This window comes from Argonema antarcticum A004/B2, from assembly GCF_023333585.1.
Classification (GTDB): Bacteria; Cyanobacteriota; Cyanobacteriia; order Cyanobacteriales; family Aerosakkonemataceae; genus Argonema; species Argonema antarcticum.
The window spans coordinates 1-23,944 of record NZ_JAIQZN010000075.1 but is presented as its reverse complement, the minus strand read 5'-3'; the positions used below and the strand labels follow the sequence as shown (position 1 = coordinate 23,944).

General features: G+C 44.1%; 15 protein-coding genes. 9 read left to right on the top strand and 6 right to left on the bottom strand.

Features of this window, described 5'->3' with window-relative positions; genetic code table 11:
- Positions 1 to 109 precede the first annotated feature (109 nt).
- From LAY57_RS25835 to LAY57_RS25825, 3 genes are all read left to right on the top strand, one after another.
- Positions 110 to 1,513: a DNA cytosine methyltransferase gene (locus tag LAY57_RS25835; protein WP_249069996.1), complete on the top strand. Its 1,404-nt coding sequence runs from the start codon at positions 110 to 112 to the stop codon at positions 1,511 to 1,513.
- Positions 1,514 to 1,533: 20 nt separating this feature from the next.
- Positions 1,534 to 2,520, top strand: coding sequence for an aldo/keto reductase (locus LAY57_RS25830; RefSeq protein WP_249069994.1), 987 nt, complete (start codon positions 1,534 to 1,536; stop codon positions 2,518 to 2,520).
- A gap of 288 nt (positions 2,521 to 2,808) precedes the next feature.
- Positions 2,809 to 3,708, top strand: coding sequence for a M48 family metallopeptidase (locus LAY57_RS25825; protein ID WP_249069992.1), 900 nt, complete (start codon positions 2,809 to 2,811; stop codon positions 3,706 to 3,708).
- A gap of 291 nt (positions 3,709 to 3,999) precedes the next feature.
- Here the strand turns inward: LAY57_RS25825 and LAY57_RS25820 are convergent, their stop codons facing one another.
- Positions 4,000 to 5,577, bottom strand: a complete 1,578-nt coding sequence (locus LAY57_RS25820; protein WP_249069991.1) for a metallophosphoesterase family protein — start codon at positions 5,575 to 5,577, stop codon at positions 4,000 to 4,002.
- 412 nt (positions 5,578 to 5,989) lie between these two features.
- Here LAY57_RS25820 and LAY57_RS25815 point away from each other — a divergent pair, with 412 nt between their 5' ends.
- The 5 genes from LAY57_RS25815 to LAY57_RS25795 all read left to right on the top strand — a co-directional run bounded on the left by LAY57_RS25815 (position 5,990) and on the right by LAY57_RS25795 (position 13,367).
- Positions 5,990 to 6,676, top strand: coding sequence for an RraA family protein (locus LAY57_RS25815; RefSeq protein ID WP_338022494.1), 687 nt, complete (start codon positions 5,990 to 5,992; stop codon positions 6,674 to 6,676).
- A gap of 487 nt (positions 6,677 to 7,163) precedes the next feature.
- Positions 7,164 to 8,510, top strand: a complete 1,347-nt coding sequence (locus LAY57_RS25810) for a glutamate-cysteine ligase family protein (protein WP_249069989.1) — start codon at positions 7,164 to 7,166, stop codon at positions 8,508 to 8,510.
- A gap of 165 nt (positions 8,511 to 8,675) precedes the next feature.
- Complete coding sequence (locus tag LAY57_RS25805; RefSeq protein ID WP_249069988.1) at positions 8,676 to 11,036, top strand: penicillin acylase family protein; 2,361 nt, start codon at positions 8,676 to 8,678, stop codon at positions 11,034 to 11,036.
- A 12-nt stretch (positions 11,037 to 11,048) separates the two neighbouring features.
- Positions 11,049 to 11,963, top strand: a complete 915-nt coding sequence (locus tag LAY57_RS25800) for an aminotransferase class IV (protein WP_249069987.1) — start codon at positions 11,049 to 11,051, stop codon at positions 11,961 to 11,963.
- Between the two features lie 36 nt (positions 11,964 to 11,999).
- Positions 12,000 to 13,367 (top strand): hypothetical protein, encoded by a 1,368-nt coding sequence (locus tag LAY57_RS25795; RefSeq protein WP_249069986.1) that lies wholly within the window; start codon positions 12,000 to 12,002, stop codon positions 13,365 to 13,367.
- Positions 13,368 to 13,469: 102 nt separating this feature from the next.
- Here the strand turns inward: LAY57_RS25795 and menC are convergent, their stop codons facing one another.
- From menC to LAY57_RS25780, 3 genes are all read right to left on the bottom strand, one after another.
- The gene (menC, locus tag LAY57_RS25790) at positions 13,470 to 14,579 is read right to left on the bottom strand and encodes an o-succinylbenzoate synthase (protein ID WP_249069985.1); all 1,110 of its coding nucleotides are present in this window, start codon (positions 14,577 to 14,579) and stop codon (positions 13,470 to 13,472) included.
- A 280-nt stretch (positions 14,580 to 14,859) separates the two neighbouring features.
- The gene (locus LAY57_RS25785; protein ID WP_249069984.1) at positions 14,860 to 15,882 is read right to left on the bottom strand and encodes a hydroxymethylglutaryl-CoA lyase-like TIM-barrel protein; all 1,023 of its coding nucleotides are present in this window, start codon (positions 15,880 to 15,882) and stop codon (positions 14,860 to 14,862) included.
- A 111-nt stretch (positions 15,883 to 15,993) separates the two neighbouring features.
- The gene (locus LAY57_RS25780) at positions 15,994 to 16,779 is read right to left on the bottom strand and encodes an iron-containing redox enzyme family protein (protein WP_249069983.1); all 786 of its coding nucleotides are present in this window, start codon (positions 16,777 to 16,779) and stop codon (positions 15,994 to 15,996) included.
- Between the two features lie 894 nt (positions 16,780 to 17,673).
- Between LAY57_RS25780 and LAY57_RS25775 the strand changes: the two genes are divergently transcribed.
- A complete protein-coding gene (locus LAY57_RS25775) occupies positions 17,674 to 18,633 on the top strand; it encodes a DMT family transporter (protein WP_249069982.1) in 960 nt (319 codons plus the stop codon).
- Between the two features lie 153 nt (positions 18,634 to 18,786).
- Here LAY57_RS25775 and LAY57_RS25770 read toward each other — a convergent pair whose 3' ends face one another.
- Positions 18,787 to 21,897, bottom strand: coding sequence for an efflux RND transporter permease subunit (locus LAY57_RS25770; RefSeq protein ID WP_249069980.1), 3,111 nt, complete (start codon positions 21,895 to 21,897; stop codon positions 18,787 to 18,789).
- A 371-nt stretch (positions 21,898 to 22,268) separates the two neighbouring features.
- Entirely contained in the window at positions 22,269 to 23,861 is a 1,593-nt protein-coding gene (locus LAY57_RS25765) for an efflux RND transporter periplasmic adaptor subunit (RefSeq protein WP_249069979.1), read from the bottom strand.
- Between the last annotated feature and the right edge of the window lie 83 nt (positions 23,862 to 23,944).

The window sequence follows — 23,944 nt, the reverse complement described above, 5'->3', positions numbered from 1 at the left end:
CCAAGAGCCACTTCTCATCAAATTCAGAGGTAAATACTTGACAATTTTCAGATTTTTTGTAATAATTACTAACATCTTAACAACTTGGCGCTAAATTTTACCAACAAAGATGAAAGGTATCACTAAAAATGTTTATTATATTAAGCAACTAGAATTATTTCATCCATTCAAATTTACTTTTGAAAGGTTTAATTTTACATTTGTCGATTTATTTGCAGGGATAGGAGGATTTAGAATAGCTTTGTCAGAACTGGGGGGAAAATGCTTAGGCTATTCCGAAATTGACAAAGCAGCTATCAAAGTCTATGAAAGAAATTTTATTACTGATTCCAATAGCGAGGATATAAGTTTAGGAGATATTCGCAATATTGATAAATTTCCGTTTCCAGTAGATGTAGTAGTTGGTGGTGTTCCTTGTCAACCTTGGTCTGTAGCTGGTAAGCTTAAAGGTTTCGACGACCCCAGAGGCGAACTTTGGTTTGATACGCTCAGAGTTGTGAAAATAAATCAGCCAAAAGTTTTTATATTTGAAAATGTAAAAGGTTTAATAGAGCCTTTAAATAAAAAAAGCTTTGAATATTTAGTGCGAAGTTTTCAAGAAATAGGTTATTGTGTAAAATGGCGTTTACTAAACTCCTACGATTTTGGACTTCCACAAAATCGTGAAAGAGTTTTTCTAGTAGGAATAAGAAAGGATTTAGATAACAATCAAAAATTTAGTTTTCCCGAACCATTGGAGATTAAACCCAAACTCTATAGTTTTATTGATGGTGTGAAAGATTGCAGTAATTTTAATAAAAATAAGATTGATACCCAAATTTTATTTGGAGATAAAATCCCACGTTCCAGAAATAGGTTTCAGAAAGATGATGAATTAAATGATTTTTTCATCTTTTGCGATACCAGAGATGGTCACAGCACCATTCATTCCTGGGATATTATCGGGACTAGCAAAAGAGAAAAGCTGATTTGTCATACCATCCTGAAAAATAGGAGGAAGAAAAAATATGGTTTAAAAGATGGAAATCCTTTATCTTTTGAAGATTTGGCAGAGTTAATACCCAACATCAAAAAAGAAGAACTGGATAAGCTTATTAAAAAAAATATCGTTCGGTATGTGGAAAACCAAGGATATGAGTTTGTCAATTCTAAAAATTCAACAGGTATCAATGGAGTTTATAGAATTTTTTTGCCGCATTCAGATATAATTCCTACGTTGACAGCAACAGGGAATAAAGATTACGTGGCGAAGATTTCTCTAGAAGGATGCCAAGATCCTAGTGAATATAAGCAGAAGTTTATTAGTGAAATTTATAAAAAAAAGAAGTTTAAACCTATTTCTGCTAAAGACGCTGGGAAGTTGCAAGGGTTTCCCGATAGGTTTATAATGGCGGAAAATGAAGATGTTGCCAAAAAACAATTTGGAAATGCTGTTCCTGTACCCGTTGTTTACCATTTGATGAAATCATTATTAGACCAGGTTGACTATGACACTCATAGCGACAGAATATAATACAATTTTGAGTATTAGCCATGAAAACACGACAATTAGGACAAAGCGGACTCACCGTTTCCGCGATCGGCTTAGGTTGTATGGGAATGTCCGATTTCTACAGCAACCGCGATGATACCGAATCAATTGCTACCATTCATAGAGCGTTGGAATTGGGGATAACCTTACTCGACACCGCCGATATGTATGGGCCATTCAAGAACGAAGAACTGGTGGGAAAAGCGATCGGCGATCGCCGCGATCGCGTAATTATAGCTACCAAATTCGGCATCGTTCGCAGTGAAGATGCCGCCTTTCGCGGTATCAATGGGAAACCGGAATATGTCCGCAGCGCCTGCGAAGCTAGCTTGCGGCGTCTTGGCGTAGAAGCGATCGACCTTTATTACCAACACCGAATCGATCCCAACACAGCGATCGAAGAAACCGTAGGCGCAATGGCTGAACTGGTAAAAGAAGGCAAAGTTCGCTACTTAGGACTTTCCGAAGCAGGATCGGAAACCTTGCGTCGCGCTTGCGCCGTACATCCCATCACCGCATTGCAAAGCGAATATTCCCTCTGGAGTCGCGATCCAGAAGACGAAATTCTCAGCACCTGTAGAGAACTAGGTATTGGTTTCGTCGCCTACAGTCCCCTGGGAAGAGGATTTCTCACAGGACAAATCAAAACCTTCGACGACCTCGCACCCGATGATTATCGCCGCCAATCACCACGCTTTCAAGGAGAGAACTTTCAGAAAAACCTCGAACTGGTGCAGCGTATTGACGAAATAGCCCAAGAAAAAGGTTGTCTTCCGGCGCAGTTGGCTTTAGCTTGGGTACTCGCCCAGGGTGAAGATATCGTTCCCATTCCCGGTACCAAGCGACGCAAATATTTGGAAGAAAATGTAGCCTCTGTCGATGTGGAATTGACACCAGAAGACCTCCAGCGCATCGACGAAGTAGCACCACTAGGCGTCGCCGCTGGATTGCGCTATCCAGAAACAATGATGAGTGCGGTGAACCGCTGATAAGTAGGTGGGCGTAAATAAACTGAACTCCCAGAAACCGGGTTTCTCCAAGAAACCCGGTTTCTAAGGATCTGGCAATTTTACGTTTAATTATGCCCACCTACTTAGTAGAAAGTCAAAAGTCAAAAGAAAAAATAGTCGGGGGAACAAGGAGGACTCTGATATCGATTCCGGCAACATCGTTTGCGTAAAACCCAAAAAGCTATGATGAGCTAAAATCTCCCCATCCCCCCTTTTCCCTTAAAAATAATGAATCAACCGGACATGATATCAGAGAACTCAAACCCCGTGACGAGAAAAATATTAACTGGACTGAATCCAGAAGCTTACGAACACCCGTTCGATCGCAAAGCCTTAGCCTCTTTAAAAAAGATGCCCGGTGTTGACCCACTGCTCAATAAAATTAACGAATACGGGATCGATCGGCTACTCAGATTGCAAAGCCTTGGCAGTCAAATCAAAGTCACGCCCCGAAATTTTCCCCAACTGCATGAAGCACTTGTAGAAACTTGTCAAATTCTTGATGTAACCCCGCTGACCGAATTGTATCTATTTCGAGGTACAGGTTACATTCAAACCTACGCCGTTGGAGTGGAAAAACCTATTATCGGTATCAATCTAGAAGGGATGGAATGGCTAGATAAAGATGAATTACTTTACATCCTTGGACACGAAGTAGCGCACATAAAAAGTCGGCATATAATTTACCACCAAACCGCGATCGTTATGCCAACTGTGAAAAATTTATTGAGCAATACTACACTCGGATTAGGTGGCTTAGTAGCTGGTGGCATAGAACTAGCTTTGTATAATTGGCTGATGATGGCAAAGTTCACATCCGATCGGGCCGGTTTGCTTGCTTGTCAAGATATTAATGTCGCAACGACTGCATTAATTAAACTCGCAGGTTTACCTGATGAGTACTTGACTGATGCTGTAATTGAAGATTTCCTTACCCAAGCTAGCGAGTTTTCATCCAATAGCTTTGATAGTCTCGATCGGGTCACCAAAATATTGAGCTATACAGAACATTGGCGTTCCTGGTCAGTCATGAGAATTGCCGAGTTATTGAAATGGGTTGATTCAGGAGAATATGAGAATCTAATTCAACAGAAAAACTTAAACAAACCGGAAACACCAGCAGAACCTGAAGAACCAGAAAAGTGGAATTTTTTGACTTCTTGGTGACAAATCGATTTTTGATTTGGAGATTTAAAGATTTAGGATTAGAACAAAAACAAGCCAATGTATTCATACAGCGGCTTGCAGTAGAATGAAGTACATATCAGAAACCCAGTTTCTTCAAGAAACCGGGTTTCTCTGTACCTTACTCACCTGAAAAGCGCTGTATCATCTCCGGCAGCAACGGTTACCTAAAAAACTCCTTTTCTTATTCTTATCTGTGTTCATCTGTGTTCATCAGTCTTCATCTGTGGTAAAAATTTAACCAACGATGAAAACCGAGAATTTGACGATCATCTAAAATCTAAAATCCAAAATCGGTTGACTATTTTGCCACTTTCCATGAATTCGCTCAGCGATAAACGGACGAACGATAAATTTTGGCGGTCGTCCGTCCTTAACATCAATTCGTAAAAATGAGTAAGGTCGTCGCTTTTCCAAACCTTGTCCGCTGCGACCCACAAAAAGCAGAGATTCCGCTACCTTTCGAGTGTAACTGCCCTTGGCATCCTCAAAAGTCTCCATTAATTCTGGCCCCTCAATGCGCTGACGACGGAGGCTGTAACCGCTACCACCGCATACGATCCAGTTGAGATTAGAATCCGCGTGTCCGGTGTCGCCAGTACGAAGATATTCCAAACAGTGAGCGTGACCGTTTAGAATTAGATCGACTAACGGACGACCTTCTGTCAGGGAACCGACTGCTGATGATACGGCATCTAATACTTGGCGGAGGCGGAGGCGAACTGCCAAAGTTTGCGCCTGGTGCCACTTTGTCGCCTCGGTTACGTAGGGAGGATGGTGGAAATAAATCACTCGTCCGCGCACTTCTTTTGTGTGCCAAGATTCGATCAGTTTTTGTTTAAGCCAATCAAGTTGTTCAAAGTCAGTGACAGTTGTTTCGTTGGATTCCAGTTGTTTGTCGATGTCAAGCTTTAACTCTTCGATTTGCTCCAATTTGGCGTTCAAATCGTTGATATGTTCAGCTTCTTCGGGTGAGTCCGAATTAAAAGTGCTATATGTTTCCAGGATTTGCTCTTTTTCCTGTTCGAGTTGGTTGCGACGTTTTTCCAATTCGCGGCGAAATGCTTTTCCCTTACGAGTTGCAGGGAGTGGTGGTGGTGCATTAAAGGTATTTGAGTCCAGCGCGAAAAAGTCAATACCGCCACAACGGAATGTGTAATAGCGGTTGGGTAAGCGAGTAAAACGTCCGGGTTCGTAAAGTAGGCAGCGCCCGGTGTCGGTTTTGGCGATATAATGGCGATCGAGATGACGATCGAGTTCTGCCTGGTTCTGGAAAGTTTTGAGGTAATCGAGAAATGCCTGTGCGTAGGCGTTACCCTGAAAAGAACCGTGCCAGCCAATGTCGAAATCTAATTGAGATTTAAGTAGGCGGCGCAACGGCAGTGCAGTCTGTGCAAGCAAACCGAAAACAAACGGTAAATCGTAGTAATCGTGATTACCTGGCACAGGTAAAATTGGTAGAGTGAAGATCATGCGATCGTATGCAATCCGTTCTGGGTGTTCGCCGCCTAGCAGAAATTCTCGGTAAGGCTTGATAAAATTTTGCTGATAATATTCGCTTGAGCCAACCAGATAGACAACATCACCTGTGTGCAACACAAAACGACTGTTTTCTTTGTGTTCCAGCATCAGTTCGGCAATTTGTCGTTGGGGGTTGTATCCCTGATGATTTCCCGATCCGCTATCGCCGACAACCAAAAATGAGAATTCCGAACCATCGTCAGAAGCATCCTCTATAACCATCCGGGTTTGATCTATTCCTTTTTGCATAATTAGCGGATTTTGCCACCGCACTCTTTCCTTCATTTTGCGGATTTTTATGGAAATCGGCGGATCGGATACGAATCGCATGGTTGATCTGGCTCGGATTGCGAAATTGCTAAAAATATCTATTTGTTTCCATAATGTATTGTAGCTGCTGGACTAGGAGCTAGGGGCTAGGGTAGCTAGTTCGGTTTGAAAATCAGCTGGATTCCTCACGGGCGGTCATGCGGGGCGCACTAGATGCCGCTTTCGTGGCCCTCTGGGACGCAGTACAAGTAGATCCGAGAGACGATCGGCCCGTTATTGTGCTTAGCTGCTACGCAGCTAAACCGGACAAACAGCATTACCTTTATTGTTGATTCTTCTGTCCCTCTTAATCACAATCTCTCCTTCGTTTAATAATTTGTGCGCTACTGTACCTGATAACAGCGGGAACAACTGTAAATTTAAACATTGAAAAGGCTAGTGCTATTATAATTATAGTATTTATATAGTATTTATGATGTCACCAACAAACTTGTACGCAGGTTATATGCGCCTGTCTACGGCTGAGGTATCTGATAGCCTCAACTCATTTGGATACTGTGGTGCTTTGAAGGGTATCCGAGTGAACCAATGGGGATTAAAAATTTTTGGCCCTGCTTTTACAGTAACCAGAACTACCAATGACGATCCAAATTACTGCGAAGCCAGTGAATTTATTGACCAAGTACCGACCGGATATGTGATCGTTATTGATAATCTTGGAATTACTGACAGCACATGTTGGGGGGGAATTCTGACAGCTTCCGCCAAGAACAAGCAAATTCAAGGAACAGTCATCAATGGTGTTTACCGCGATGCTGAAACAGTTCGAGCATTAAACTACCCAGTATTTTCCAAAGGTGTATTCATGGTCACTGGAAAAGGGAGAACCCGATTAAAAGGGCTGAATATACCTGTGAATATTGAAGGCGTTACCATTCATCCTAGCGATCTAATTTTTGGGGATGCCAATGGAGTTGTAGTTATTCCCTTTGAAAAAGCTGAAGAAGTGCTTACTAGAGCAGAGTACATTCAAGATGTAGAAAAGCAAATTGAAAGGTTAGTCGTGTTTGAAGGACTACCTCTGCGTGAAGCTCGTGAAATCATGAAATACAACCAACTTACTAATAGACATCTCCAAACACTCCCAAAGCCTTTCTAATATTGGTTTATTGTCTTTAGGGTGCAATCGCAAAAGTTTTCGGTCTACTGAATTTGTACTGAACGCTCATACTTAGCTCTTCTACCTGCATATTTGTCTAAGTATTATTGCTTAGTTGCCCCTTCGGGCGGGAAGGGAGTAAGTCCCATAATGGGATTTTTCCAAAAAAACTTTTTTTTGAAAATCGAGGTCTATCGTTCTTACGATACCAAGTTATGCGAAAATTCTGACTAGGCTAGGACTTACCCACGGTACAAATTGAAACTCATGTGTATTGACGGCATTTGACCAAGGGGCAGTGCGCGGATCGCAATCGCTCATATTGGAAAAATCAAAGGTTAATGCCTGAAAATCAATACCCCATACCGATTATTCTGTCAATACGTAAGCCCTAAAGCTGATTTATTAACCGATAAACCGTGTAGAGAAACTTTCATTCAGTGCGTCTCTACACGGGGTAAAATTCTCACTAACAACCTTAATGAACATGTCATCAAAGCTCATCAGAGAAGATTTACGCAGCCTGTTTCACAAGCAGCCAGGAGTCGATGAAAAAATCGGTCTCGAAATTGAGATAGCCGTGCTCGATCGAGACACAGGGAGATCGCTGCCGTATGAGGGACAAAGGGGTATGCGATCGTTGCTTGAAGCATTTGTTCGCGATGGAATTGGACAGCCCGCCTACAAGGGTGAATTACTCACACAAGTAGATATGTATGATGGAGCCAAAATCACATTTGAGCATGGTGGGGCTATCGAATACTGTTCGCCAGTCACACATAACCTCATCAAGCTTATTGTAACCATGCAGCAATCTCTGCGGAGGCTAGCTGAAACTGCCAGTACGCTTAATTTGGCTCTAGTTCCTGGTGGTATTTTCCCTTTCAATACCGTTGAGAATGCTAATTGGATGCCCAAGCCATACGGTAAGTTCATGCGTGAACACTTCACTGCCCTGGGCGATCCAGGTTCGGGTGGAGAGCAGCTTATGGCTCATACTATTTCTGCCCAGACAACACTAGACTATACTTCACAAGAGGATTTAATCTGCAAACTTCGCACATCAGTGTCCTTGACGCCAATAGTTGTTGCCTTGTTTGCTAATTCTCCGCTTGAGGATGGAGAATCTAGCGGTTCGCTGTCACGTCGCACCGAGCATTGGTTCAAGACCGATCCCAGAAGAAGCGGTTTGATCCCTAGCGCCCTGCAAGAGGAAGTAACGATAGATGACTATATCGACTGGGCGCTTAACAATCAAGTGATTTTTTACGCAACCGATGGAGAGTACAAGAGTGGAGAAGGTCTGACGTTTGCCGCTGTGCTGGCAGAGGGATTTCCTGATGGACGATACCCTACTCTAGTTGATTGGCGAAACCACCTCTGTCAGCTTTGGCCGGATGTTCGCACCCGCGAGACTATTGAGTTGCGGGCTCCCGATGGTCCTCCTTTTGAGGCAATTGCAGCAGTTCCCGCTTTCTGGGTCGGTATTCTCTATCACCGTCCCTCCTGCGATTCTGTCTGGCAATTACTCAAAGATTGTACGATCGAACAACACCAAGTAGCACGAGCTGATGCTGCACGGCAAGGACTTTCAGCACAGTACTGTGGAAAACCGATAGCCTCACTGGCAAAAGAAGTCATTCGACTCGCAGAAGAGGGACTTCAACACCGGATTAATTTAGGTCTGGAAGATCCCAAAGTTCTAGAGTATTTGGAACCTCTCAAAACAATTGTAGAAACAGGCAAAACTTTCGCTGAAAGTTGTATCGAAAACTGGAATGGCAGTTTAATGCGATCGCCAGCACGGTTTGTAGAAACTTACCGAATTAAGTGATAAGCAAGGAAAGGCATTCCTGACAACTTAAACAAAATGCCTTGGGATGTGTTATTGTAGCTGTCACCAATCGGACTTATGCAGGCACACTATATATAGTGTGCCTGCGTAAGTCCTGAGTAATGTATTGATTGATGATTTGCTTAAACTGTCGCGCTAGGCTCCATGAGCAAAAATACGCCAACAATTTCTTACTTAGTCAAGGGTTTGAAGAGTTCGGCAGAAATTCTTATTGATTCTTGGGGAGTACCTCATATCTATGCTTCGTCCTTCTTTGATGCTTTTTTTGTACAAGGATTTAATGCCGCACGCGATCGACTGTGGCAGATTGACTTGTCGAGACGGCGAGGGTTGGGGCTACTTTCTGAGGTATTCGGTCCCAATTACCTGGAACAAGACACAGCCGCCAGACTGTTTCTCTATCGGGGGGATATGCACAAGGAATGGTCAGCTTATGGCTCAAATGCTCAAGACATTGCGACAGCTTTTACCAATGGCGTGAACGAGTATGTCGAGATAGTAAACCAAAACCCCGATCTCATGCCTTGGGAGTTTCAAGTGCTTGGGTATAAGCCTGCTTTCTGGTCTCCAGAGGATGTGGTTCGTTTTCGTAGTCATGGATATTGGTTTAACCTGGAAAGTGAAGTCACCCGCGCCCGAATTGCCTGTCAGTTCGGTCTAGAAGTCGATGAATTCCGAAAACAACTTGAGCCGGAGTGGAAAACGGAAATTCCGCAAGGGTTAGATCCGTGTTCGATTCCTGAAAACGTCCTTCATCTCTACACTCTAGCGAAACAGGGCGTAACCTTCACCAAAGAATCCTTGGGAGCCGTTGGAGACGATTCTGGGCAGTTAAGCGGACTGTCTGTCGCTCAAAGCATTGAACATTTGGCAGGAGGAAGCAATAACTGGGCAATTTCTCCCCAATTGACGGCTACGGGTCGTCCAATTCTCGCCAGCGACCCTCATCGAACTCTTGGTGTTCCTTCGCTCCGCTATATCGCCCATTTGGTCGCCCCTGGTCTAAACGTTATTGGCGCTGGCGAACCAGACATACCAGGCATATCCATTGGACACAACGATCGCATTGCCTTCGGTCTGACGCTTTTTCCCATCGACCAAGAAGATTTGTACTTCCACCAGACCAACCCAGACAACCCAAACGAGTATCAGTACAAAGGAGGCTGGGAAGCGATACAGGTCGTAGAGGAAGAAATCCCAGTGTGTGGGAGTACACCTGTAAAGGCAACACTCAAGTTCACCCGTTACGGACCAGTCATTTACGAAGACAAGGAGAAACATACCGCGTTCTCCGTTCGGGCAGTTTGGCTGCAACCGGGTATGGCTCCCTACTTTAGCAGTATCCAGTATATGCAGGCTACTACCTGGGAAGAGTTTCTCGCCGCGATCAACTCTTGGGGGGGACCGGCTGTGAATCAGGTCTATGCTGACGTTGATGGCAACATTGGCTGGAAACCAGCTGCACTAGCCCCGATCCGCCCAAATTGGGATGGTTTGCTGCCAGTACCAGGAGATGGACGCTACGAATGGGCAGGCTTCTACAACATTGATGAACATTTTCCTGTGGAGTACAACCCCAAACGGGGCTGGGTGGCAACAGCCAACCAAATGAATCTACCGTCGGATTACCCATACAAAGAACGCAAACTGGGATTTGATGAATGGTCAAATCTATGGAGATATCAGCGGATTGCCGAGAACCTCAACGAGGGTTCGCGTTTAACATTGCTCGATTCTCTGCGCCTGCAAACAGACTTTCTGTCCCTTCCTGCTCGGAGGGTAGTAAATCTTCTCCAAGGGCTGGAGTCAGACAATCTCAAACTGACCCAAGCTCTAGAAATGCTCAAGAATTGGGATTGTGTTATGGGCATAGAATCAGCCCCAGCCGCTCTATTTGAAGTCTGGTTCAGTCAGTATCTGTGTCCGGCAGTTATGGCTAAACTTGTACCGCCTGAAGCACACAAACTAATCGGTGCGGGAGATCCTGCTGTTGCGATCGATGTGCTGGAAAATCCTGACATGAGGTTGGGAGCCAATTCGCAGGCGCTTAGGAATGACATTCTCCTGTCTAGTTTAGTAGCCGCAATTGAGAAAGTTGAAAAAACTCTGGGTCTAGATCGATCGCAATGGGCTTGGGGTAAACTACACTATGTCTTTTTAGAACATCCGCTCTCTAACCTGGTGGATGAGAAAACTAGAGAGCAGATCGATATAGGGCCAAAGCCAAAGGGAGGCAGTAGTTTTACTGTCAACAAGACCCAGTACCGAACCAACGATTTCCGTACCATCGTCTCTGCTTCATTTCGGATGATTCTTGATGTCGGAAACTGGGATAATTCCCTAGCTTTGAATATGCCAGGACAGTCAGGAGTTGCAAGTAGCACACACTACAAAAATTTGTTTCCCCTTTATGAACAAGAACAAGCCTTCCCTTTACTGTACAATCGAGAGGCGATCGAGAAAGTGGTTCAGCAGCGAATTGAACTAAAATCTTTAAATCTTTAAACTGATATTGATATGGAAGCATCTCTCAGTAAACCGGACAATGCCTACCCAATCTGTTTTCATAACGGGAATTTTGTTTCATGGGAAGAGGCTGTCATCCACGCCAATTGCTTGTCAATGCGATATGCGCTGTCAGTGTTTGAAGGAATTCGGCTTTATCGCCAGCCTGATATTGACGAATTAAAGCCTTTTGCTTTAGAGGCTCACGTCGATCGCCTGGTTAGATCCCTGGATCTGATGCTTTTACCAGATCCGGGATCTAACCAGATCGATTCTATTATTAAAGACCTCGTGATTAAAAACCAAATCATTGAAGACACTTACATTCGAGTAGCCGTCAATACGATAAATTTTGGTGAACTCGCATCGCCACCTACGCCATCCCTCACCGTCACCGCCACAAAAATGGGTAGAAAGCGATGGTTGGCACAGGGAAAAAAAATGAAAGTTTCTATCAGTAAATGGCAGCGCACTGCTGAGCTAGCCTTTCCCTCTGCTGCCAAAAATATCTCTAACTATGCAGGACCGCGCTTGGCATTGCAGGAAGCGATCGCGGCAGGATATGACAGTACAATTTTGATCAACCATGAAGGTTATCTGTGCGAGGCTCCCACGGCTGCGCTATTTATTATTCAGGATGAAGAAGTTGTGACTCCGCCTTTGAGCGAAGGAATTCTCCCCAGCATTACCCGAAAAACTATTTTGCAGTTGTGCGAGCTACTCGGCATTCGGGCTACAGAGCGACGCCTGCGTCCGGCTGATGCCTACCTCGCTGATGAGGCATTTTTATGCGGCACTGGCATAGAAATTGCCCCGATTGCTTCCTTTGACGGACATTCTTTGAAGAAAATGGCAGAATCTCCAATCACAAATAAGATCTGCCAAGCCTATTTTCAGTTAGTCAGAGGCGAAATAACCAGGCTCTAAATCGAGTTGTTAATTAAAATGGAGATGGGAACGAAAATGATCGATTGGTATGCAACGGGAGCAATGCTAGCTTATATCCACCAATTTCACTCTCAAGTGTCTGAAATGATGGAGGAGCATCTTTCACAGTCGCCTAAGTTCCAGAATGTCAGCTACCCAATAACACCATTACCACTGTTTTTATCTGGGGAAGAAGTTGACAACCATCAAAACAACGTTGAGCGGTATGTGGTTATCCTGGAAAAATTGTGTCGGCTTTACAACGAACACCAAGAAATTCGCGACTATTTTGGACTTAAACTAGAGGAGGATAAATTAGTTCGGTTAGATTGTGGTTATAACCCCCAGATTCGTATTTGCCGATTAGATGGTTACTTCGATCGAAAAGATGGTAGCTTAAAGATTCTGGAGAATAATGCAGATTCCCCTGCTGGTACTCTTTTTACCCCAAGATTAAATGGTTTTGTCAGTCAAGTTATTGAACGGGGGCTGAAAGCTCAAACCATTCAAACTAAAAGTATGCCCTTAGATAATCCCACAACATTCTTGGAGCAACTCCTAGCTACCTACCGGGAGTATGGTGGCACTCAAGAGCAACCACGACTGGCGATTTTGCAGGTGGCGGGCAAGTCAAATATTGAAAGTCAGGAAATGGCACGGGAGTTTACCAAACACGGTATACCAACATTGGTTGCAGATCCTAGAGAATTTACTTTTACTCGGACAGGTGCAGAAATTAACGGTCAACCTATCCATTTTGTATGGAACAAGATTAACACTTGTTTTTGGGATTGGAATTCCCTTCAAGTTGAACATCCGAATTTGCTGTCTGAATGGATAGAGGCTATTTCAGAACGAAAAATCTGCCATGTTAATTCATTTGCCTCTCGATATGTAGCAGAAAACAAGCGGTGTATCTCCTTTTTTCAAGAACCAGAATATAAACAGTTTTTCAAAGAGGAAGAACACTCACTATTACAGTCGCTTTTGCCTTGGTCGCGAAAACTCGAACCTGACAAACAAGTCGTCTATGAAGACAAAGACTGGAATTTGGCAGAACTACTTAGCGATCGACAAGCAGATTTTGTTTTGAAGCAACCTTATGATATACGCGGAGACGGTGTGACAATTGGACGGAGTGTCGATCGAAAGACGTGGCTCGATCAGATGAGTTTGGGAATGCGCCAAGGCTTTGTCGTTCAACGCTACATTCAACCGATGACCTATCCAATTATTTCTTTCCAAAGAAAGCCATTGGTCTTACCAATGAATGTCAGCATTGATTCATTTATGTTTGGTGGTAGATTGGTAGGTTTTGGTTCTAAAGCCAGCTTGGAAGATAAAGTAAATCTGTTCAAAGGAGGGCAAAAATTAGGGGTAAAAATTGTAGAAGCTATAGGTTAAATTTGTAGGAATTACGCAGTAAAACTACTAATAGTGTGAAGGGTCTGTTAGCTACCGATAACACACCCTACATATAGATGCTTTGCGTAAGTCCTGATTTGGCTAACGGCGAATGACGGCTTCTTGAGTCATGTACTGATTCAAGTTCTCCCAGCAAATAGTGCTGCCAAATCCAGGTTGTTCCATAGGCTGTACCATGCCAGGAGCGACCAATTCCACAGCATCATTCACAATCTCCTGCCGGAAATATCGGTTACTCGCACTGACATCACTAGGATATGTAACGTTATCCAAGGTAGCCAGCGCAATGTTTGTCCATCTTCCAATCCCCATTTCATACTTAGCACCTATAAAAATAGGAATCCCAGCCTCCTTGCACGCATCATGAATTCTTAACGCTTCAGAAATACCCCCCACGCGCCCAATTTTCAGGTTAACAATTCGCGCCACTTTCAATTCGATGATTTGCCGAACATCTTCTAACGACACTACCGCTTCGTCTAAAGCGATCGGTGTGGTCATTTGCGCTTGGAGTTTTGCCGTTTCATAAAGCGTTCGTGGAGGAAATGGCTGTTCCAGACACATTAAGTTAAACCGATCGAAACTTGCTAAGTAGGAAATGTCTGACGGTGAGTAAGCTCCATTAGCATCCGCCAAAAGCCCGATGTCGGGAAATGCAGCTCGGATGGTTTCCAACGGTTCTACATCCCATCCTCGCTTGATCTTGATTTTGAACCTATGATAGCCATCCTCAAGTGCTTGTTGAAGTTCACCAATCAATTCCTCCTTGCTCTGGTGGACACCAATTGTAGCTCCAGACTTTACTGGTCGAAACTCACCGCCGATAAGTTGGTAGAGCGGAACCCCTTGGATTCGACCGTACAAATCCCAACAAGCACATTCCAAGGCAGCACGTGCTTCGTAATGACCGCGAATGTGAGAGAAAAAATCGGCAACTTGGTTGGGACAATCAATGGTTCGATCTAGCAGAATTGGTGCAAGATACCTTTGAATCACCAGCCAACAAGTCTCTATAGTTTCGTAGTTATAGTAAGGCGTTTCCATAGCAGTACATTCGCCATATCCACTCCTCCCTTCACTTTGAACCTCAACAATGAGCTTAGTCCATTCTTCAAAGCGCTCCCAGCGATTGGAAAACGGACGATGAAGGGGAATCTTCACAAATCTCAGAACTATTGTGTCGATATTCACAGCAATTTTCACCCACTATTTCAAGATTTAAGGCTTATTCATCGCAGATATTAGGGATTAGCTATGAGCAGTTGCAAAGGGAGTATCCCGCTTTTGTAAATTTGTAGTGTGAGCATCTTGCTCACGTACATACACAAGCGAGCATCTTGCTCGCACTCCTAATATATTTGCAACATTGGGATGCACCCGTTGCAAACGCTAATATCATCATCGATAAAAAGACACAGAGAATTAGAAAAATTAAGGGAAAGTCAAAAAATCCGAAACAGACAGGGAAACGCTATATGAGCGATTTTTTTGCTCTAAAGATAGTTTCATCAAGCCTGATTTTCCTCTGGAAGTTAACCGCTTCAACTTCATTAGTCAACAGCTTTTCCATTAGATTTAATGAGGGTAAATTAGCTTCTTTAGCAGTCTCCTCTATTGCTTGAATCTTGTCTATATTTAAGTTCATTATTGATGAAAGGACATTTTTACATTTGTTGATGCTGTTGAAAGTTAACCATTTACTTATGTACTCTTGTGTTATTTGCGCCAATTGAGAAAGATTGTATGTCGAACCCTTGCCCCAATTCAGGTAAGTAGCAATGAGTTCTGTCCTCAAATTACCTCCCCCTTTGCCCATTCCACCAAGAGTACTATCCAATATGTGGACTCCTGCATCAATCGCTGCTACTGAGTTGGCAAATGCTAAGCTAAGTCCGTCGTGAGCGTGGAAGCCTATCTGAATAGATAGGTTTTCTGAAAGTTCTCGCACGGTAGCATAAACCTGAGAGGGAAATAAGCTGCCATTTGAGTCAGCTATGTAGAAAAAATCCGCTCCAAATGCTTCTGACTTCTTTCCATAAGACACGATCGAGTCTAAGGGTATTTCGCTGACTCTGATCAGATTTACCGAACAAAGCATTCCCCAGTCTTTAATAGCCTCTATATGCTTTCTAACTACATCAAAATTTTCAGGAGTTTCAGGTTTCACAATAACTCGAACTAGAGAGATGTTGAAATCGCTTAACATCTTATACTCTTTTAGAGTAACCCGATCCAGATGAACCATAACAACCAGTTTGGGCGAAGTCCCTGCATCTATAAAGCCAGCTAAATATTCAGAATCGCTCACTGCTGGTCCTTGTCTGAACCTTCCAGAAGAATCAATCTGGCTCGGTCGATAATATCCCAACTCTGCGTATTCAATATTAGCTTTGCCAAGCCCATTAACAATGCTATGGGCTTCATTGTCGCTAAAGTTATGATCGTTGACGTATCCACCGTCTCGAAGAGTCACATCTAACAGTCTAACTGACATAAGTCAAGCAATTTGTGGAGATTAACGTTACCTGGATTAATAACTAAAAAGCGAGCGACACCTCTTTCTAATTTTGTATCGCTTCAGGAATTACATTCGTTTGTGGCAATTTCACCTTTGAGACACCAATTCTTTTTCCTGCCACACCGTCCAACGAAATGGAGGTTCACTTGGATTGTAGTAACGTTCTAAAATAACATCAAAATGAAGATGCCTCAGGTCAATAGCTTTGGCTAAATAGTCAATTGCCTGTTGCTGTAACTTGGGTGTTGTACAATACCGACGCAGAATTTCTTTAGCTGTACTGGCATGATCGTCTTCCAATTCACTAATATGTTCTTGGTCGCCTTCACTCGAAGCATGGTGGGTGAAGAAATCATACCCTTTGTGCGGCAGTTGATAAACATCCCGCATCACTTTTTGCATACTTTGCCCTCGATCGTTGATAATTGGAGGCTGTCCCTCCATTAGTAAAAGCACCGAGGCGACACCAGCACTAAAGTGGACAGTAGAGTCATTACAAACATGAACATTGTGTTCGATAACCGCACGAGTTTCTGGTAGAATCGGTGCATTTTCAATAGTTTCTTTTGATACACCAACCTGTTCGCCAAAGTCTACAAAAGATTGCAAGTGTCGGCAGGAATTGGTCAAAGCACCAGTTTCTTCCTCATAAATGTTTGTAATTAGGCCGCATCGGAGTTCGTAATCATCAATTCGGGAAGCTATCCCCAGAATATTTCTCGTCCAAAAGTTCTTAATAGGCCAGCGATTAATGACGAATTCCTGCAAAAGTTTCTGACTGGCTTTACCATCCATAATTAATTGGTAAAGAGGGCTAGTCATCTTGCGTTGATCGCAAATCATTTGCTCCAAGGTTTTGATGAAGTCGCTCACTAATTTCTTCCTTTTCGTAAGGATTCAGAATGGTTGACTGACAAAAGTGGTATGAGAGGGAGGATTAGCCCTTTGTAGAAGGTCATTTTAAATTTACTGTAACAGTTATAGTAATCGCTAGTATCGATTAGGACATTCTAAGTTAGCAATTTTTAACAATTGGCTAGAGCCAATTGTCATAAGCGCCTTGGCGACTGCTATAATTTTCAGGAGTGTGAGCCGGAGATCTTAGTGGGATCTTAAACAGATATAGCAACCGCCAGGGCGATTAAGCCAACTCCAACTGTTACATGAAGTCCATAATCCCTTACGGAGTAAGCTTTTCCCTCTTCCCTCTTCCCTAGCCCCTAGCCCCTAGCCCCTAGTCCCTAGCTATATACCGCTCTTTTGTCATTCTAATCAGAGGAAAATATCAGTCGAATCGTGAAAAGCCTCCCTAATAGACGATGTGAGCGATATGCCTCCGGCAAGCTACGCGAACGCAAGCTGATAGAAACGTTCAAACGCAGCCTAGTTGCTAGAAGTCTCTCAGTATAAGAATTTCAGCTTTTTCTCTACTGAAAGTTACAAAATAGCGATACAGCGTTTCCCGCTGTTATCCGGTACAATCGTGAATCCTCAACATTTAAGAAATCGGTTTGCACAATTGCTGTTACTGTACCTCATAACAGCAGTTTTTGCTGTAAAGGGAAAAACATGGTATAATCCAGGATCGGAAGTGGATTCAGGTTGACAGGAGACTCGATGAAAGAAACACACCCTCAGCGATGCCCCTATGCTTTCACAGATGGTGTAAACGCTTGTTTGGGCTTAATATTTGTTTAAGTACCAATTAAGGACTACTATTTCGATAAAAATCAATCCAAAGTTGTAGTATTTTTACTCAAAAATGTAATGGTGACGAATCCAGTAGCACTGCCAGATCAACCGACAAAATTGACCTCAAGTCTGATACCAGTTAGTTTATTGTTAGTAGCAGTATTAAGCCTGTCCTTCGCAGCAATATTCATCAAATGGAGCGAACATTACATCGGTCCTAGTTCCACAGTTTTCAATCGTTTCTGGATATCCTTTTTCATTCTAGGACTATTCCAAGGAATCAGATACTTAATTTCCCTATTTGTTCGTGCTTCTCCCACAGAACAACAGACTTACACGCTAGAAGATTTGTTGCTTTTGCTAGCCTCGGCTGCTGTAACATCTATTTCCCAAATTTCCTGGGCTTGGTCTGTTACTCAAACTACTATTGCCAACTCGAATTTACTGCATAACTTAGCACCTATTTTTACTACTTTGGGTGGATGGTTGCTATTGGGTCATCGCTTTAATAGAAAATTCCTGATCGGAATGGCTCTTGCTATGGGGGGTGCGTTCAGTATTAGCATTGAAGATTTGAACATTGGTGGAGATAACCTTGTTGGTGATGTTTTGGCTTTACTCTCTGCCGTGTTTTATGCAGGAAATTTTCTAGTGTCAGAAAAACTAAGAGTTAAGTTTTCTACAGCCACCATATTACTTTGGTCTTGTTTTTTCAGAAGTTGTATAACCTTGCCAGTAGCGCTGTTAACTGAAAATCAATTATTCCCTTCCTCCTTACAAGGATGGTTAGCAGTTATTTCCTTAGCTGTTGTTTGCCAAGTCATCGGTTCAGGAATACTTATTTATAGCGTCAAGCGGTTTTCATCAGGGTTTACTTCTATGTTTCTTCTGCTAGAGCCGATTATTACAGCTATACTTGGCTGGCTCGTCTTTGATGAAAGCCTAAGCCCTCTCAACTTGTTAACTTTTTTGGGGGTTTTAGTTGGTATATACCTAGCTAAATCCGGTCAAGGATCTGATAAGGTAGAAACTTAGGGAGTAACTCATTAGAACAACAGGCGCGTGAATTACTATCACTCCAGCAGCAACTATTAGAAAAAGTCAATAAAACATCAAAAAACTCATCATCACCCCCCTCAAGCGATCCACCCGGATTTGCTCAGAAATCAATGACCGATCGCAACAATTTTAATGGAAATGCACTCGCTTGAAAAACCATCTTTGAAAGCTTTCCATGTATGTGAAAATCACTGGAATCACCACTAGGGTAAGTAAAGTGGAAGTCATCAAACCGCCAATCACAGAAATCGCCATTGGGGCTCGCACCTGAGAGCCAGCGCCAATTCCCAGCGCGATCGGCATCATCCCGGCAATCATAGCTATGGTAGTCATCAAAATCGGTCGCAAGCGTGCCACACCCGATTCTAGGGTGGCTTTGAATAGCGGTTTTCCTTCGTTCTCATTCATTAAGGCGTAATCCACTAGCAAGATGGAATTTTTTGTCACAATTCCCATCAGCAGCACTACACCAATTAGCGCATATAACCCCAAGGATCTATGCCCCACAAGGAGTCCGAGAAGTGCGCCGCCAATAGACAAAGGCAACGCCGCCATAATCGTGACTGGATGCAGGAAATTGCTGAACAACAAAACTAAGACAGCATAGATAAACAGCACTGCCGTTGACAGAGCTATAGCAAAACCGCTAAAAATATCCTTCATTACTTTGGCATCCCCGAAAGGTTCCTGGGTGACACCGGGCGGTAGTTGCTTAAGTAATGTTTGCTGAGTCGCTTTCTTGAGAGCATCTCCTAAAGAAAGTCCATGCAAGTTAGCTTCCACAGATACTTGACGAGCGCGATCGTATCGGTCAATCTGAGAAGGCCCGCTGCCAAGGCTAACATCGGCAACGGCCATCAAAGGCACTAAAGTGTTATTTTTACCCGGTACTTGTAAATTCTTGATGGTATCGATATCGTTGCGAAGTTCGGGAGTTAACTGCACTCGAATCGGTATTTGTCTGTCTGGCAAATCGAACTTGGCGAGATTAGCGTCGATGTCTCCTATGGTAGCGATCGAAGCAGTACGTGCTATAGCCAGCACCGATACCCCCTGATCTGCCGCCCGCGAAGGGTCTGGTTTCACCAAAATCTCCGGTTTCACCAAACTGGCGGTAGATGTAACTTCCACAATTCCCGATATCTCGCTCATTTGTTTGACTAACGTTTCAGCTGTCCGAGTCAGGATCTGGCCGTTTTCGCTCTTGAGCAAAATGGCCAATTGCTTTTTGCTTCCCAATCGCCCTTGGCTAAAACCGATCCGTACTCCTGGGATTTCCACAAGTTTGGGCAGCATCTGTTGTTCAAATTCTATTTGACCAATATGTTTGGAATGTTCGCTTGGCGGACGTTTTTCCTCTGATTTAAGTTTGACGTAGAGGCTGGCAGTATTGACACCACCACGGCCACCACCGCCGCTGCTACCACCACCAGAAACAGCGGGAGCGCCCTCTGTAGCGAGGATAGTATCTACCGCTGGATGGGTACTCAAGATTTGGGTTGCTTGCTGCACAGCGCCGTCTGTCTGCTCTAGAGTAGAGCCGGGAGACAGTTCGATGGAGAGAGTTGAAAGTCCGGTATCGTCGCGATCGATAAAGCCAGTGGGAATATAAGGTATTAGCTGAACGCTGCCTATAAATAATCCCAAAGCTAAAATCAGCGTCAGCACTCGATGCTTTAACGCCCAAGTTAACAGCCGACGATACTGATAGGAAAGAATGTCTTTTTTTAGATTATGCTGCTGATGCTGATGATGTTTCTTATCTTTGAGCAAGTAAGCTGCCATTAGGGGCGTTACGGTACGGGCAACTAGCAGGGAAAATAACACCGATACGGCAACGGTAACGCCAAAAGGTCTAAAAAATTGACCGGGTATTCCCCCCATAAAAGCGACGGGCGCAAATACCGACACAATAGTCATCGTCGTGGCGACGACAGCCAAACCAATCTCGTCAGAAGCATCCACGGCAGCTTTATAGGGCGTTTTCCCCATCTGCATATGCCGTTCGATGTTCTCAATTTCTACAATTGCATCATCCACCAAAATTCCCACCACTAATGCCAGCGCCAGCAAAGTCATGCTGTTGAGGGTATAGTTCAACATCTTGAATACTACAAAGGTGGGAATTGCCGATAGGGGTAGCGCCACCGCCGTAATCAAAGTCGCTCGCCAGTCTCGCAAAAAAATTAAAATGGTGAGTACTGCTAGTGCTGCGCCTAAAACTACTGCGTCTATGGAAGCTTCATAAGATTGACGAATGCGATCGGCCATCGTATAGATAAGTTGGATCTTGACATCTGCTGGCAAAGTTTTTTGTAGTGTCTTCACCGCATCTTGTACCCCTTCTTCCACGGTGACAAGAGTACTGCCGGTGCTACGCAGTACGGAAAAAGCAACCACTGGTTTGCCATTCAGACGCGCCGCCTGACGAGCTTCTCCATAGCTGTCTGTCACTTCTCCTAAACTGGAGAGAGGCACAAAGCTGCCTTTAGGGAGAGTGATTTGATAGTTTTTCAAATCTTCGACGCTAGCGGCGCTACCCAAGGTGCGAACAGTTTGCTCGGAGTTGCCGATGTCGGTTCGTCCGCCTGGGAGGTTGGTGTTGAAATTACGGATTTGGTCGTTAACTTGAGTTGAAGTAATGCCTAAAGCTTGTAGGCGGTCTGGGTTCAAATTTACTCTGATTTCGCGGTTTACACCGCCAATCCGCTGGACTTGTCCGACGCCTGGAACTGATAAAAGAGTGCGGCTGATTTTCTGGTCGATTAAATCGCTTAATTGTTCTACGGATTGTCGCTCGGAAATTACGGCGTAGGACATGATCGAACCACCGACAAAATCAACTCGCTTGACAACGGGGTCGTTAATGTCTTGCGGCAGACTTTGGCGCGTTTGGGCGACGGCGTTACGCACGTCATTGGTGGCCCGATCGCTATTCGTACCCAGAATAAAATTTATCGTTGTGCTAGAAGAACCATCGCTTACTGTGCTAATAATATGGTCGATGTTCCCCAAACCAGCAACGGCATCTTCAATTTTCTTTGTAACTTGAGATTCCAGTTCAGCTGGATCGGCTCCTGGCTGAGTAACGCTGACAGATACTGAAGGAATATCAACGTTAGGCGAGTCATCAATACCAAGAACGGGAAATGATACCAAACCTCCAATTGTCAAAACTAAGAATAAAACAATGGTAGGTATGGGTTGTTTAATTGACCAGGCGGAAATGTTGAAAGACATAAAATTTTGTCATTAGTCATTGGTCATTAGTCATTGGTCATTAGTCATTAGACCTCTCCAGAAATTAAAGGTGCTAGCCCTTGAACCCTTGTAGAGACGTTTCATGAAACGTCTCTACAGATGTTTTTTGGAGAGGTCTATTGGTCATTAGTCATATCATGTCCTTACGCATCGGTTACCTCAAAAATACCTGTGATTATTCTTATCTGCGTTTATCTGCGTTTATCTAGTCTTCATCTGCGGTAAAAAAATTAACCAACGATAAAAACAGACAATGTGACGATATCACTCTTATGCTAAAGATGCCACCGGACTTGAGATCGTTAGTCATTTCAGATAAAAATAAAAGAGCAAAAATCCCAAATCCAAAATCACTTGCCGATTCGCACTTTGTCACCGTCTTTGATATAACCAGCACCGGCAACTACAATGCGATCGCCTTCTTTCAAACCGCTCTTTATCTCCACTTTTGCTGCTGATGCGTCACCTTTGTTGCCGTCAATAGTAGTTCCTACTTCTACCGGATCGGTGTGAACTATATCATTAGCGTCTAACAAATAAACAATTGGGTTACCATCGCTCTGACGCTGTATAGCTTTTGCCGGTACTGTTAACGCTGGCGCTGTTTTGGAGGTAATAGCTGCTTTCAGAAACATACCGGGTTTCATTAACGCGCTGGAAGGTAAATCAATTTTGATGGTTGCTTGACGGGTTTGGGGATCGATTACAGGCGTAATTCTTCGCACTCTCCCTTGCCATTTGATATCGGTATTGGCATCGCTGGTAATGCTGACTGGTGCCCCTATATGTACCTCGCTTAACGCGGTTTCCGGTATTTTTACTTGTAATTCGAGAAAACCGTTGCGGATGATGCAGAACAAGGCTTTGCTGCCAGAGGTATCCCCAACGCGAGAGATCGACTGTGCGATCGACTGAGAAGCTGCGGTTGTAAGAGAAGTGGCATTTCCATCGCAACGGCCATCAGCACTGGGGGCCACTACAATTCCACTAGCAGGAGCAAATACCTGGGTTTGTCCTAGTTGAGTTTCGATCTGTTGCACCTTTGCTTCGTTGTTGCGGACATCAGCTTGGGCGCTTAACACATTAGCTTTGGCACTATTAATACTAGCTTGGGCACTACTAATACTGGCTTTAGCACTATCAATATTCGCGATCGCACTGCTAATACTGGCTTGGGCAACTCGGACTCCTTCCGCCGCAGATGTAGCGCTCGTAATGCGAGTGTCTAAATCTTGACGATTGATTGCGCCTTGGTCAGCCAAGTATTGATATCGCTGGCGCGTTCGCGAGGCGTCTTTAAGTTTAGCGCGAGAGTCAGCTAAGTTGGCTTGTGCTTTAACCCGTTCCGCCTCTGCTTGTGCCAAAACTGCTTGTGCCTTACCCATATCGGCTTGTGTTTGTGCCAAAGCTGCTTGTTTTTGTTGCACTGCGGCTCTTGATGCCTCTAGCTGGGCTTGCGCCCCGCTCACTTGCGTTTGCATTACGGAATTATCGAGGATCGCCACGATTTGTCCCGCTTTCACGATATTCCCTTCTTCAACTAATACTTGCTTGATTAACAAGCCAGTTGTCTGCGGCTGCACAGGCTGAAGGTTGTAGGCAGCAACAGTACCTGTGGCGTCCAGGGTGCGGACTACAGAAGCGGTGACGACAGACGCAACTGTAACGGTCATGCTAGGTGGAGGTGCTGTTACGGTTGGCTCGACGGCTTTTTGGCCTGTCGGGCTTGAGAAAGAACGCATTCCTACCACGGCAAGTGCTGCACCGAGTCCCATCCCCAGCACAGTTGGAGTCAGCCATCCACCCTTCGGCTTTGGTTTGCCCTTTGTTGCGGTAGAAGGTAAATCTTGCTCAAATTCAAACTCTTCGGGCACTAGAGGGCTATCTGCGATCGCGCCGTTGAGCAAGTGTTCTTCTTTTTCTGTTGATGATTTGTAGCTCACAGTTTTACCGATACATTTTTGCTAACGTTTGCTAACAAATACACTCTCTCAGAGAGGGCGTATCAACCAATGCACGAAGGAAA

Coding starts and splice junctions, on each gene's coding strand:
- LAY57_RS25835 (WP_249069996.1), top strand. CDS start 110: ATGAAAGGTATCACTAAAAATGTTTATTATATTAAGCAACTAGAATTA.
- LAY57_RS25830 (WP_249069994.1), top strand. CDS start 1,534: ATGAAAACACGACAATTAGGACAAAGCGGACTCACCGTTTCCGCGATC.
- LAY57_RS25820 (WP_249069991.1), bottom strand. CDS start 5,577: ATGCGATTCGTATCCGATCCGCCGATTTCCATAAAAATCCGCAAAATG.
- LAY57_RS25815 (WP_338022494.1), top strand. CDS start 5,990: ATGATGTCACCAACAAACTTGTACGCAGGTTATATGCGCCTGTCTACG.
- LAY57_RS25810 (WP_249069989.1), top strand. CDS start 7,164: ATGTCATCAAAGCTCATCAGAGAAGATTTACGCAGCCTGTTTCACAAG.
- LAY57_RS25805 (WP_249069988.1), top strand. CDS start 8,676: ATGAGCAAAAATACGCCAACAATTTCTTACTTAGTCAAGGGTTTGAAG.
- LAY57_RS25800 (WP_249069987.1), top strand. CDS start 11,049: ATGGAAGCATCTCTCAGTAAACCGGACAATGCCTACCCAATCTGTTTT.
- LAY57_RS25795 (WP_249069986.1), top strand. CDS start 12,000: ATGATCGATTGGTATGCAACGGGAGCAATGCTAGCTTATATCCACCAA.
- LAY57_RS25785 (WP_249069984.1), bottom strand. CDS start 15,882: ATGTCAGTTAGACTGTTAGATGTGACTCTTCGAGACGGTGGATACGTC.
- LAY57_RS25775 (WP_249069982.1), top strand. CDS start 17,674: ATGGTGACGAATCCAGTAGCACTGCCAGATCAACCGACAAAATTGACC.
- LAY57_RS25770 (WP_249069980.1), bottom strand. CDS start 21,897: ATGTCTTTCAACATTTCCGCCTGGTCAATTAAACAACCCATACCTACC.